The sequence below is a fragment of the Polaromonas sp. P1_A2 genome (assembly GCF_056406895.1).
This window is the reverse complement of record NZ_JBFTZI010000001.1, coordinates 230439-242797: the sequence shown is the minus strand read 5'-3', so window position 1 is coordinate 242797 and position 12359 is coordinate 230439. Positions and strand designations below refer to the sequence as shown.

Annotated in this window: 10 protein-coding genes and 1 pseudogene; 6 read left to right on the top strand and 5 right to left on the bottom strand. The window is 65.1% G+C overall.

Going from position 1 to position 12359, the window contains the following annotated elements:
• Positions 1–158: 158 nt before the first annotated feature.
• The 5 genes from AC1D09_RS01190 to AC1D09_RS01170 all read left to right on the top strand — a co-directional run bounded on the left by AC1D09_RS01190 (position 159) and on the right by AC1D09_RS01170 (position 4921).
• A complete protein-coding gene (locus AC1D09_RS01190; RefSeq protein WP_074575888.1) occupies positions 159–932 on the top strand; it encodes an ABC transporter ATP-binding protein in 774 nt (257 codons plus the stop codon).
• Entirely contained in the window at positions 933–1637 is a 705-nt protein-coding gene (locus AC1D09_RS01185; protein ID WP_477661603.1) for an ABC transporter ATP-binding protein, read from the top strand. It begins immediately after the preceding gene.
• A gap of 68 nt (positions 1638–1705) precedes the next feature.
• On the top strand, positions 1706–2899 hold the full coding sequence (locus AC1D09_RS01180; RefSeq protein WP_477661602.1) for an ABC transporter substrate-binding protein: 1194 nt from the start codon (positions 1706–1708) through the stop codon (positions 2897–2899).
• Between the two features lie 154 nt (positions 2900–3053).
• Positions 3054–3938 carry a branched-chain amino acid ABC transporter permease gene (locus tag AC1D09_RS01175; RefSeq protein ID WP_477661601.1) on the top strand — a complete coding sequence of 295 codons (885 nt, stop codon included), beginning with the start codon at positions 3054–3056 and terminating at the stop codon, positions 3936–3938.
• Positions 3939–3940: 2 nt separating this feature from the next.
• The gene (locus AC1D09_RS01170) at positions 3941–4921 is read left to right on the top strand and encodes a branched-chain amino acid ABC transporter permease (RefSeq protein WP_477661600.1); all 981 of its coding nucleotides are present in this window, start codon (positions 3941–3943) and stop codon (positions 4919–4921) included.
• A gap of 73 nt (positions 4922–4994) precedes the next feature.
• Here AC1D09_RS01170 and AC1D09_RS01165 read toward each other — a convergent pair whose 3' ends face one another.
• Entirely contained in the window at positions 4995–5861 is an 867-nt protein-coding gene (locus AC1D09_RS01165) for a transglutaminase-like domain-containing protein (RefSeq protein WP_477661599.1), read from the bottom strand.
• A 185-nt stretch (positions 5862–6046) separates the two neighbouring features.
• Positions 6047–7060: a GlxA family transcriptional regulator gene (locus AC1D09_RS01160; RefSeq protein WP_477661598.1), complete on the bottom strand. Its 1014-nt coding sequence runs from the start codon at positions 7058–7060 to the stop codon at positions 6047–6049.
• A 103-nt stretch (positions 7061–7163) separates the two neighbouring features.
• On the opposite strand from AC1D09_RS01160, the pseudogene AC1D09_RS01155 reads away from it, so the two are divergent.
• Positions 7164–7646, top strand: a pseudogene (locus AC1D09_RS01155) (cysteine hydrolase family protein); the annotation flags it as partial.
• A gap of 342 nt (positions 7647–7988) precedes the next feature.
• Here the strand turns inward: AC1D09_RS01155 and dbpA are convergent.
• Genes dbpA through AC1D09_RS01140 form a run of 3 tightly spaced genes read right to left on the bottom strand, consistent with a single transcriptional unit; the run spans position 7989 to position 12342 of the window.
• Entirely contained in the window at positions 7989–9419 is a 1431-nt protein-coding gene (dbpA, locus tag AC1D09_RS01150; protein ID WP_477661597.1) for an ATP-dependent RNA helicase DbpA, read from the bottom strand.
• Between the two features lie 34 nt (positions 9420–9453).
• Positions 9454–11355, bottom strand: a complete 1902-nt coding sequence (locus tag AC1D09_RS01145; protein ID WP_477661596.1) for a CocE/NonD family hydrolase — start codon at positions 11353–11355, stop codon at positions 9454–9456.
• A gap of 15 nt (positions 11356–11370) precedes the next feature.
• A complete protein-coding gene (locus AC1D09_RS01140; protein WP_477661595.1) occupies positions 11371–12342 on the bottom strand; it encodes a Bug family tripartite tricarboxylate transporter substrate binding protein in 972 nt (323 codons plus the stop codon).
• Positions 12343–12359: the final 17 nt, after the last annotated feature.

Below are 12359 nucleotides of genomic sequence, written 5' to 3'. Positions count from 1 at the left end.
CACGCAAAACTACCTAAGGGTCTGACCGGGTACCGCCTGCGGAGGTGGGTGGCTAGGATGACCAGCTGTGTTTCACGGGCCTATGCCCGCGGCTGCATACCCGCCGCGGCCGCCCTGGCGCCCCGTGATGTCCAACCCCTTACCTGCCGGAGAGCGATTTGTCCGTGGAGTTCATTCTCGAAACACGAGGGCTGACCAAGGAATTCAAGGGATTCGTGGCCGTCAACAACGTGGACCTCAAGGTCCAGCGCGGGCATATCCACGCGCTGATCGGGCCCAACGGCGCCGGCAAGACCACCTTCTTCAACCTGCTCACCAAATTCCTGACGCCCACGCGCGGCAGCATCGTCTACAACGGCAGCGACATCACCTTCGAGCAGCCCGCGCAGACCGCGCGGCGCGGCATCGTGCGCTCTTTCCAGATCTCGGCCGTGTTCCCGCACATGACGGTGCTGGAAAACGTGCGCGCGGCGCTGCAGCGCAACCTGGGTACCTCCTTCCATTTCTGGAAAGCCGAGGACAGCTTGTTCCACCTGCACGGCCGCGCCCGCGAGCTGCTGGCCGAGGTCGACCTCAGCGCTTTCGCCGACGAGCTGACCGTGAACCTGCCCTATGGCCGCAAGCGCGCGCTGGAACTCGCCACCACGCTGGCGCTGGAGCCCGAGCTGATGCTGCTGGACGAACCCACCCAGGGCATGGGCCACGAAGACGTGGACCGCGTGACGCAGCTGATCAAAAAAGTCTCGGCCGGCCGCACCATCCTGATGGTGGAGCACAACATGAACGTGGTGTCGTCGATTGCCGACCGCATCACCGTGCTGCAGCGCGGCGCCATCATCGCCGACGGCCCCTATGCCGAAGTGGCCAAAAACCCGCTGGTGATCGAAGCCTATATGGGCACGGCGAACACCGAACTGCAGGGAGCCCACTAGATGACCAAAGAGCTCCTCAAGATAGAAGACCTGCACGCCTGGTACGGCGAATCGCACATCCTGCACGGCGTGAACCTCACAGTCAACGAAGGCGAAGTGGTGACCCTGCTGGGCCGCAACGGCGCCGGGCGCACCACCACCATGCGAGCCATCGTCGGCATGACCGGCGCGCGCAAGGGTTCCATCAGGATCAACGGCGAGGAAGCCATCAAGCTCGCGCCGCACAAGGTGGCCCGGCTGGGCGTGGGCTACTGCCCCGAAGAGCGCGGCATTTTTGCCAGCCTCACGGCCGAGGAAAACCTGATGCTGCCGCCCACCATAGGCCCGGGCGGCATGAGCCTGGATGAGATCTACACGATGTTCCCCAACCTCAAGGAGCGCGCGGGCAGCCCCGGCACGCGGCTGTCGGGCGGTGAGCAGCAGATGCTGGCCGTCGCGCGCATCCTGCGCACCGGCGCGCGCCTCCTGCTGCTTGATGAAATCTCCGAAGGCCTGGCGCCCGTCATCGTGCAAAAACTCGCCGAGATGATCCTCACGCTCAAGGCCAAGGGCTACACCATCGTGCTGGTGGAGCAGAACTTCCGTTTCGCCGCGCCCCTGGCCGACCGCTTCTACGTCATGGAGCACGGCCGCATCGTCAAGCAGTTCGCCCAGGCCGAGCTGGCCGGCAACATGGGCATGCTGCAGGAATACCTCGGCGTCTGAGGCCGCCGCGCCTGCCCTTGTTAAATCCTTTCGATCCCCCGTTCACCCCATCCATCACAGGAGACACCATGAAACTCAAAACACTTGCTGCCGCGCTCGCCCTGGGCCTGACCGGCGCCGCCTTTGCGCAAAACACCGGCCCGATCAAGATCGGCATCATCACCGACATGTCCAGCCTGTACGCCGACATCGACGGCCCCGCCGGCGCCGAAATGCTCAGGTGGGCAGCGCAGGATTTCGGCGGCAAGGTGCTGAACCGCCCCATCGAGGTGCTGAGCGCCGACCACCAGAACAAGGCCGACGTCGCCTCGTCCAAGGCACGTGAGTGGATAGACAAGGACGGCCTGCAGATGCTGATAGGCGGCACCAATTCCGGCACGGCGCTGGCCATGTCCAAGGTCACCACCGAAAAGAAAAAGCCCTTCCTCGTCATCGGCGCCGGCTCGGCCCGCCTGACCAATGAGGACTGCTCGCCCTACACCGTCCACTACGCCTACGACACGGTCTCGCTGGCCAAGGTGGCCGGCTCCGCCCTGGTCAAGGCCGGCAACAAGAGCTGGTACTTCCTGACCGCCGACTATGCCTTCGGCTACTCGCTCGAAGGCGACGCCTCCAATGTGGTCAAGGCCAACGGCGGCACCGTCGCCGGCACCGTGCGCCACCCGCTGAACGCTTCCGACTTTTCGTCCTTCCTGCTGCAGGCGCAGTCTTCCAAGGCGCAGATCCTGGCCCTGGCCAATGCCGGCGGTGACTTCACCAACGCCATGAAGGCCGCCAAGGAATTCGGCATCGGCAAGACCATGAAGGTGGCCGGCCTGCTGGTGTTCATCAACGACGTGCACTCCCTGGGCCTGGCCAACACCGAAGGCCTGCAGCTGGCCGACAGCTGGTACTGGAACCAGGACGACGCCTCGCGCAAGTTCGCCAAGCGCTTCTTCGACAAATACAAACGCATGCCTTCGAGCCTGCAGGCCGCCGACTACTCGGCCACCATGAGCTACCTGAAGGCCGTGCAGGCCGCCGGCACCACCGACTCCGACAAGGTCATGAGCACGCTCAAGGGCATGAAGATCGATGACTTCTACAACAAGGGCCAGATCCGCGCCGACGGCCGCATGATCCACGACATGTATTTGTTCCAGGTCAAGGGCTCCAAGGAGTCCACCACGCCCTGGGACTACTACAAGACCGTGGCCAAGGTGCCGGGCGAGCAGGCCTTCACCACGGTGGCCGAATCCAAGTGCGCGGCCGTGAAGAAGTAATGGCGCAAGCCTTGAACTGACAAGAAAAGAGAAAACGGAGAAGAACGAGGGGTTTGGTCCAGCCGGTCATTTCGCAGAAATGACCGGCTGCTTCCTTCAAAGCCCCTACGGCTTTCGCCACGACTAACGGCAATCGGTGTCCTGACAGGTTCCCATGGAAATTTTCGGTATTCCCCTGCAAGCATTTATGGGCCAGCTGATGCTGGGCCTGGTCAATGGCGCCTTCTACGCCATGCTGAGCCTGGGGCTCGCGGTGATTTTCGGGCTGCTGGGCATCGTCAACTTCGCGCACGGCGCGCTTTACATGCTGGGCGCCTTCGCCGCCTGGATCATGCTGGACCAGTTCGGCATGAATTACTGGTTCGCGCTGGTGCTGGCGCCGCTGGTGGTCGGCATCCTCGGCGTGGTTATCGAACGGCTTTTCCTCAAACATCTGTACAAGCTGGACCCGCTCTACGGCCTGCTGCTGACCTTCGGCCTGGCCCTGGTGTTTGAAGGCGTGTTCCGTGAAATCTACGGCGTCTCGGGCCAGAACTACAACGTGCCCGACCTGCTGGCCGGCGCGATGGACCTGGGCTTTATGCGCCTGCCGATTTACCGCGCCTGGGTGGTGGCGGTCTCGCTGGTGGTCTGCCTGGGCACCTGGTTCCTGATCGAGCGCACCCGGCTGGGCGCCTACCTGCGCGCCGGCACCGAAAACGCACCGCTGGTGCAGGCCTTCGGCGTCAACGTGCCCATGATGGTGATGCTGACCTACGGCGCGGGCGCCGGGCTGGCGGCCCTGGCCGGCGTGCTGGCCGCGCCCATCATCCAGGTCAACCCGCTGATGGGCTCCAACCTGATCATCGTGGTCTTCGCCGTCGTCGTGATTGGCGGCATGGGCTCCATACTGGGCTCGGTCATCACCGGCTTGGGCCTGGGCATTGTCGAAGGACTGACCCGCGTGTTTTACCCCGAAGCCTCCAACATCGTGGTGTTCGTCATCATGGTCATCGTGCTGATGTTCCGGCCCGCCGGCCTCTTCGGGAAAGAAGTCTGAGCATGAGCGCCCTCTCCACCAAAGCCACCAACATGCTGCGCATCACCTACCTCGTCCTGCTGGCGCTTGCACTGGCCGCGCCTTCCCTGGGCCTGTATCCGGTGTTTGTGATGAAGCTGCTGTGCTTCGCGCTGTTCGCCTGCGCCTTCAACCTGCTGCTGGGTTTTACCGGCCTGCTGTCTTTCGGCCATGCGGCCTTCTTCGGTTCGGCCGCTTATGTCACCGGCTGGTTCATCAAGTCGCAAAACTGGACGCCCGAGCTGGCCCTGCTGGCCGGCGCGGTGGCGGCCGGGCTGATAGGCCTGCTGGTCGGCCTGGTGGCGATACGCCGCCAGGGCATTTATTTCGCGATGATCACGCTGGCGATTGCGCAGATGGTTTATTTCGTCTGCCTGCAGGCGAGTTTTACCGGCGGCGAAGACGGCCTGCAGGGCGTGCCGCGCGGCAAGCTCTTCGGCCTGTTGCCGCTCGAATCCGACATCAACCTCTATTACGTGGTGGTGGCGATTTTTGTGGCATGCTTTCTGTTCATCTCGCGCATCGTGCATTCGCCTTTCGGCCAGGTGCTCAAGATGATCCGCGAGAACGAGCCACGCGCCATCTCGCTGGGCTACAACGTGGACCGCTACAAGCTGCTGGCCTTTGTGCTGTCGGCCGCGCTGGCCGGTTTGGCCGGCTCGATGAAAACCCTGGTCATGGGTTTTGCCACGCTGTCCGACGTGCACTGGTCCATGTCGGGCGAGGTCATCCTGATGACGCTGCTGGGCGGTGTCGGCACCTTCTTCGGCCCGGTCATGGGCTCGGGCATCGTGATCGCGCTGCAAAACCTGCTGGCCGACAAGGTCGGCTCCTGGGTCACCGTCATCATCGGCGTGATCTTTGTGATCTGCGTGCTGGCCTTCCGCAAGGGCGTGATCGGCGAGCTGCAGGCCTTTCTGGAACGCCGCCGCAACGCCGCCAAGGCGGCATCGCAGCACACCTGAGCGGCACACGACCCACCCACAAAAGCGCGCAATGCCTGCGCGCTTTTTTAATTGGGCAGCCCGCTTCAGGCGATCAGGGCCCGTCGGTCGACAGCGCGTAGTTCACATGCTGGGGCAGCACCAGCTGGCCCAGGCTGTTGGGCACGGCCTCGATGCGGACCTGCGGCTGCGCCGCGCGCACGCTGCCGAAAATCGTGGCAAAGGCAATGTCGGCCGCGTCACGCCCCGTGGCAAAGCGCACAAAACCCATGGGAATCGCCGTGCCCGAGGGATCGAAGAGGTACCAGCGGTCGCCCAGGTAGACCTCCACATAGGCATGGAAATCCGGCGGGCCCAGCGCGGGGTCGGCCCCGTAGTCCATGCCGCTGGCCATGCGCGCCGGCAGGCTGGCCGCGCGGCACAGCGCGATCATCAAATGCGCGAAGTCGCGGCACACGCCCACCCGCTCTATCAGGGTGTCTATGGCCGAGGTCGTGCTGTTGCTGGTATTGCCCTGGAAACTCACATGCTGCTGCACCCAGTCGCAGATCGCCCGCGCCCGGCCGTAGCCCAGCGGCAGGTGGCCGAACTGGCTGTTGGCCAGGGTCAGCAGGCGGTCCGACTGGCAATAGCGGCTGGGATACAGATAAGGCAGCACCTCGCCGGGCAGGGCCAGCGGGCTCAGCTCGGGCAGCGAGCCCGGCTGCGCCTCGTAGTGAACCAAGTCCACCACCGCCGTATAGCTCAGCGTGAAGTGGCCGGGTTCGGCGTGCAGGCGCAGAAAGCGGCTTTGCGTGGCGGGGTCGGTATAGCTGCTGGTGGCCACCGGCTGGCTCAGGCCCAGCGATTCATGCATCACCAGCTGCCGCGGTGTGTAGGCGGCCTGGATGTTGAAGATGAAATCGCAGCCGGGTGCCATCACCTCGTAATCCAGCACGGCGGAAAATTCAAGCCTGACCATAGGGTGTCTTGTGCCTTGGAGATTGGCTCCGCAAAAGGAGCCGGTAGTTGCGCAGCAACGGGAACCCGCCACCATCGCTACCCATTAGGCGCGCAAAAAAGGCCGCTATTCGCGCCTGGCGATATTTGCCGGGAAACCCTGGCCGCCAAGGCCGACACCGCGGCGTCGCCCGCGCCTACAACACATCAGGCGGAGCGAAACTCGCGCCGGTAGGCCGAGGGCGAAGTCCCCAGCGTTGCCGCGAAATGCTGGCGCAGCGACACCGCCGAGCCAAAACCCGCATCGAGCGCGATCTGCTCCATGGAGCGGTCCGTCGATTCAAGCCGGCGCTGCGCCAGGCCCAGGCGCTGGCTGGTGAGCCACTGGCCCACCGTGGTGCCCGTGACCTGCCGGAAATGCCGCGTGAAGCTGCGCCGGCTCATCAGCGCACGCGACGCCAGGGCATCCAGGCTGTGCGGCTGGTCCAGGTTTTTCTGCACCCAGGCCAGGATGGCCGACAGCCGATGGCCCGCGCCCGTGGCCGGCAAGGGCTGCTCCACATACTGCGCCTGCCCGCCCTGGCGCTGCGGCGCCACCACCATGCGGCGCGCCACGCGGTTCGCCACCTCGGCGCCATAGTCCAGGCGCAACACATGCAGGCAGCAGTCTATGCCCGCCGCCGTGCCGGCCGAGGTCAGCACGTCACCGTCGTCCACATACAGCACATCGGGCTGCAGCCGCACCTGCGGATAGCGCGCGGCAAATTCACCAGCCAGCGCCCAGTGCGTGGTCGCCGGCCGGCCATCGAGCAGGCCGGCCTCGGCCAGCACAAACGCGCCCAGGCACAGGCCCACAATGCGCGCGCCGCGTTGGTGCGCGGCCTGCAAAGCCTTGAGCAAGGCCTCGGGCGGGCGCTCCATCGGGTCGCGCCAGGAGGGCACCACGATGGTCTGCGCCTTCGCGAGCGCAGCCAGGCCTTTTTGCACGCTGATGCCGAAGCCCGAGGTGGTGCTCAGGGTGCCCGGCTCTTCAGCGCAGACCACCAGCTTGAAGCGCGGCAGGTCGGCCCCCGAAAAATCGTTGCCGAACACCATGCAGGGCACCGACAGATGAAAAAGGCTGATGCCGTCGAACGCGACCACGGCCACACTGCCGTCCTGTTTTGCGGGCCTGGCAGGTTTGGCGGCTTTTTGGCGTGGTTTCAGGGTGCGTGGTGACATGGCCCGATTCTATCGAGTATTGGCATTTGGGCCACTGTCAGCAAATCGGGCGCCGGCCAACAATCCCTCCATCAACCACCGCTTTCAACACAGGAAACTTTTCATGACCGCAAGCAACACCCCCAAAGCCCCACGCCGCGCCCTCGTTGTCATTGACGTGCAAATGGAGTACTTCAACGGCGGCCTGCTGATCGAGTACCCGCCCGTGGCCCAGACATTACCCAACATAGGCCGCGCCATGGACGCCGCCCGCGCGGCCGGCATTCCGGTCGTCGTGGTGCAGCACAGCGAGTCCGCCGCCGCGCCGGTCTTCGCCAAGGGCTCCGCCACCTGGGCACTGCACGAAGCCGTGGCCAGCCGCCCGCGCGACCACTACATCGAAAAAGCCTGGCCCAGCGTCTACACCGGCACCGACTTTGCCGCCTGGCTGGAACAACACGGCATAGACACCCTGACCGTGGTCGGCTACATGACGCACAACTGCGACGCCTCGACCATCTTTGAAGCCACGCACCGCGGCCTGCACGTCGAGTTTTTGAGCGACGCCACCGGTGCCCTGCCCTACGCCAACGAAGCCGGCAGCGCCATCTTTCTTTGCAATCCATCAGTCGCTGGACTGTAAAGACATGCTGCCAAACACGCCAATAGTGTTTAAACATCCGCGCATACGCTTCCCTCATAGAGAGAATGGACACAAACTGCGGCGTGGACACAGACCCAGACGGGCGCGCGCCTGCCTGCGCAGCTCATGCTTGCGAGTGAAAAAAAAACAGGACTGAATACGGAGGGCGCGGATGTCCCTCGGAGATTTTTCGTTAGCGAAAATCAGGCGAAGCGAAAGCTCGCATCAGAGGCGCGGCAGGATGCCGGCATTCAAACGGACTCAGGAGAAAGGGCGTGCCACGCGAGTCGGTGAACGCCGCAGCCCTTAATCTTCCAGCAAGCGTACCTTCACGCTCTTGCCCTTGACCCGGCCGGTGGAGAGCTTGTTCAGCGCTTCATTCGCAATGCGGCGGTCCACCGCGACATAGGTCGAGAACTCATTGACGTTGATCTTGCCGACCTGCTCGCGCGTGAAGCCGGCCTCGCCGGTCAGCGCGCCCAGCACGTCGCCGGCGCGGATTTTTTCTTTTCGGCCACCGACGATCTGCAGGGTCACCATGGGCGGCAGCAGCGGCTCATTGCTGGCGGGCGTCAGCTCGGCCAGCTTGTGCCATTCTGATTCGGCTTTCTGCAGCACTTCGATTTTTCCGACGTGGCCCATCTCGTCCATGCTGGCCAGGCTGATGGCCCAGCCTTCTTCGTCGGCGCGGCCGGTGCGGCCTATGCGGTGGATGTGCACCTCGGCGTCGGGTGTGACGTCGACGTTGATGACCATCGCGAGTTGCGCGATGTCCAGGCCGCGCGCGGCGACGTCGGTGGCGACCAGCACCGAGCAGCTGCGGTTGGCGAACTGCACCAGCACCTGGTCGCGCTCGCGCTGCTCGAGTTCACCGAACAGGGCCAGCGCACTGAAACCCTGGTCTTTCAGATAGGCCACCAGGGCGCGGCACTGCGACTTGGTGTTGCAAAAGGCCAGCGTGCTGGCCGGGCGGAAGTGCCGCAGCACCTGCGCGACGGCGCCCAGGCGGGCTTCGTCATGGTCGCTGTCGGGCACCTGGTACCAGCGCTGCTGTATCTTGGTTTTTTCATGCTGGGCCTGGACCGTGATGGTTTGCGGCGCCTTCATGAACTGCTGGCTGAGCTTGGCGATGCCTTCGGGATAGGTGGCCGAGAACAGCAGGGTCTGCCGCTCCTTGGGGCATTGTTTGGCGACGGTGACGATGTCCTCAAAGAAACCCATGTCCAGCATGCGGTCGGCTTCGTCGAGCACCAGGGTGTTGAGCGCCTCGAGCGTGAGGTTGCCGCGCGCCAGGTGGTCCATGATGCGGCCGGGCGTGCCGACCACGATGTGGGCGCCGTTTTCCAGGCTGGCTGTCTGGTTGCGCAGCGGCACACCGCCGCACAGCACCACGACTTTGGTGTTTTCTTCGGCGCGCGCCAGGCGGCGGATTTCGGTGGCCACCTGGTCGGCCAGTTCGCGCGTGGGGCACAGCACCATGGCCTGCACCGCGAAGCGGCGCGCATTGAGGTTGGCCAGCAGCGGAATCGCAAAAGCGGCGGTCTTGCCGCTGCCGGTCTTCGCCTGGGCGATCAGGTCCTTGCCGAGCAGGGCCACCGGCAGGCTGGCCGCCTGGATAGGTGTCATGCTGAGGTAGCCCAGCTGCTGCAGGTTGGCCAGCATGGCGGGGTTCAGCGAAAGGCTCGCGAAATCAGTGTTTGCCGCGCCGGATGCGGGTGTCTTGGAAGGAATGCTCATGCACCGATTATCGGCGCATGGGTATTCAGGGCCTTCAGGCGCCGGTTTGCGCCACGATGGGCAGGAGCAGCTGCGAGGGGTATTTCGCCGACAGATGCACCCGGTTGACGGCTGACTGCCTGTGCTGCGCCTGGCCTTCGGGCTCGCCTGAGTTGGGGTTCACATCAAAGCGCGGGAAGTTGCTGCTGGAGATGTCGAGGCGGATGCGATGCCCTTTTTTGAACAAGTTGGAGGTGGGCATGGGCTCGATGGTGATCTCGGCCACCTCACCGGGCGCCAGCAGTTCGGGGTTTTCCCAAGACCGCCGGTAACGGCAGCGCAGGATGCCGTCGGTGAGGTTCATGGCATAACCCTGCGGGTAGTCGGCATTGGGCGGGTGCACATCGATCAGCTTGGCGGTGAAGTCGGTATCGGGCGCGCTCGAGGAAACCCACAGCCTGATGACAACGGGCCCCGTCACTTCGAGGTCGTCCTCGAGCACGGGGGTCTCAAACACCAGAATATCCGGCCTTGCCGCGAGCGGCAGGTAAGGCGGCTTCGCGCCGAAAATCCCGCTGTGCGTGCGCTGGTCGTAGGCACCGGCCGTCATCAGGGGCTCGCCTGAGGTGATGGAGCCGCCTATGGTCGGGACCGGGCAGGCCGGATCGAACTCAAACGCCATCGCGGCGTCCCGCAGCGGGGGCTGGGCTTGCAAGCTGCCGTCTTGCTGCAGGTAATAAGGCCGGAACTCGGTGCCGGGAACCGGCCAATCACCGGCCGTGCACCAGCGGCCGCCGTGGTCCAGCCGTCCGCTCGCGGTGCGGCGCCCCGAGCCACCGCCCATGCGGAAATAGCGCACCGCCGGATCATCCGCGACGTGATCGGCGCCCTCCGGCGCATCGCCCTTGAGCCAGCGGTCAAACCAGGCCAGCCGAAAAGCCAGGTGGTCCCGGGCGAGGTTTCCATCGAGCGTGGCTTGCGGGCCAAAGTCGACGTCCCCGGCGAAGGTGACGCTGCGCTCACCGTGGGTCCACGGCCCGAGCACCAGGCGCGCCATGCCCTTGGCGCGGCGCGAAATGCCGAGGTAGTTGTCCGTGGTGGTCTGCGCGTAGGGGTCCCACCAGCCGCACATCAGCAGAGTGGGGATGCCGTCAAAGCTGTCGTAGTGCCCCGCGGCGTATAGCTCCGGCTGGCGCCAGTAGGCGTCGAAGCGGCCGTGCTCCCATTGCTCGAACAGGTAGTTCTCATATTCGGGCACCCATTTCAGCGGTGAATGCCCGCGCTTCCAGGGCATGGCGGCGAACCAGGCGGCGATGTCCTCGGCAGCCAGTGCCGCCCGGATGACGGGGTCGCGCAGCGCGGGGCCGGTCCGCTGGGCATTGGTATAGGCCCAGGTCGCCTGCTTGAGTTCAAAGGCGCCGCCGTGGCGGATGCCGCCGCGATAGGCGTTGGCAAAGCCGCCGGCCTCCAGGAACATCGCCGCTAGGCCGGCCGGGCGCTGGCTCACCAGCGCGGTCTGTGTGTGCGCCGCATAGGACAGGCCCAGTGTGCCGATGCGGCCGTTGCACCAGGGCTGCGCGGCAACCCAGGCCAGCGTGTCATGGCCGTCGTTGGCCTCTCCCAGGTATTTGGTGAAGACCCCTTCCGACGCGAAGCGCCCCCGGCAGTCCTGCAAGACCACGGCATAGCCGCGGCGCGCGAACCTCGCCGCCACCTCGGCGCGGGAGACGGGGCGCGGATCGCGCGCCGTGCGCTCGCGGACGGTTTCGTTGGTTTTGCCGTAGGGCGTGCGCTCCACCAGCACCGGGAACGGCCCCGGCAGGGCCCGGCCATCGCAAGCCGGCAGGTACACGTCGGTCGCCAGCTGTATGCCGTCGCGCATCACTACCATGACATCGCTTTGGACAGCCACCTCATGCGCCAGGGCCGCTTGCGGCCTTTGCTTCAGATCGTTCATAGCGCGCCTTCCCGGTCAATCGATCTTGAGCTTGCGCTCGGCGATCAGCTGGGTCCAGCGCGCCGTGTCTTCCCGGATGTAACGGGCCAGGTCCTGCACGCTGCCGGGTGCCGGCTCGCTACCCTGCGCCACCAGTTGCCTGGCCACCTCGGGGTCGCGCAGCGCCCGCTGCAAGTCCGCGCTGACCTTGTCCACCAGCGCGGCCGGCGTGCGGGCCGGCGCAAACAGGCCATACCAGATGTCGTACTCAAAACCCGGCACGCCCGCTTCAGCCATGGTGGGAAGCCGCGGCAGCAAGGGGGAGCGCCTGGCGCTGGCCACAGCCAGGGCCGTGAGCTTGCCGGCACTGATCTGGTGGGCCACGCTGGGCACCGCATTGATGCCCAGTTGCACATGCCCGCCTACCAGCTCATTGACGGAAGGCGCAGCGCCTTTGTAGGGCACGTGGACCATCTCGGTCCCCGTCATCGCCAGGAACATTTCCATGGCCAGGTGGTTGGGGCCGCCCGTGCCGCTGGAGCTGTAATTCAGTTGCCCCGGCCTGCTTTTTGCCAGCGCGATGAGTTCCTTGACGGTTTTCACGCCGACCGAAGGATGGGTGGTCAGCACCGGGGTGTTGGTCAGCACCTTGCCCACGGGTGTGAAATCGCGGGAGGGGTTGTAGGGCAGTTTGCTGTTCAGGAGCGGCGTGGTCACGATGCCGGAGCCGGCGCCCAGCAACAAGGTGTAGCCGTCGGCAGGCGCCGCCGCTGCGGCCTGCATGCCCGGAACGCCGGCGCGGTTGTCGACAATGACGGGCTGGCCCCAGTACTCCGAGAGCTTGCGCGTGACCACACGCATGGCGTTGTCCGCCGCGGCCCCCGGTGGAAACGGGATGATGATGCGCACGGGCTTGTCGGGGTAGCCGGCGGCCCGGGCGGCACCGGCCGCGGCCAGTCCGGCGAAGGTGCAGAAAGCGGCGGTCAGCAGGAAGAGGCGTCTGCGCATGGAAGTATTCTCCGGGA

What these genes read in the sequence shown, in the direction of transcription:
- AC1D09_RS01185 (WP_477661603.1), top strand. Translation starts at nt 933, where the DNA reads ATGACCAAAGAGCTCCTCAAGATAGAAGACCTGCACGCCTGGTACGGC.
- AC1D09_RS01180 (WP_477661602.1), top strand. Translation starts at nt 1,706, where the DNA reads ATGAAACTCAAAACACTTGCTGCCGCGCTCGCCCTGGGCCTGACCGGC.
- AC1D09_RS01175 (WP_477661601.1), top strand. Translation starts at nt 3,054, where the DNA reads ATGGAAATTTTCGGTATTCCCCTGCAAGCATTTATGGGCCAGCTGATG.
- AC1D09_RS01170 (WP_477661600.1), top strand. Translation starts at nt 3,941, where the DNA reads ATGAGCGCCCTCTCCACCAAAGCCACCAACATGCTGCGCATCACCTAC.
- AC1D09_RS01165 (WP_477661599.1), bottom strand. Translation starts at nt 5,861, where the DNA reads ATGGTCAGGCTTGAATTTTCCGCCGTGCTGGATTACGAGGTGATGGCA.
- AC1D09_RS01160 (WP_477661598.1), bottom strand. Translation starts at nt 7,060, where the DNA reads ATGTCACCACGCACCCTGAAACCACGCCAAAAAGCCGCCAAACCTGCC.
- dbpA (WP_477661597.1), bottom strand. Translation starts at nt 9,419, where the DNA reads ATGAGCATTCCTTCCAAGACACCCGCATCCGGCGCGGCAAACACTGAT.
- AC1D09_RS01145 (WP_477661596.1), bottom strand. Translation starts at nt 11,355, where the DNA reads ATGAACGATCTGAAGCAAAGGCCGCAAGCGGCCCTGGCGCATGAGGTG.
- AC1D09_RS01140 (WP_477661595.1), bottom strand. Translation starts at nt 12,342, where the DNA reads ATGCGCAGACGCCTCTTCCTGCTGACCGCCGCTTTCTGCACCTTCGCC.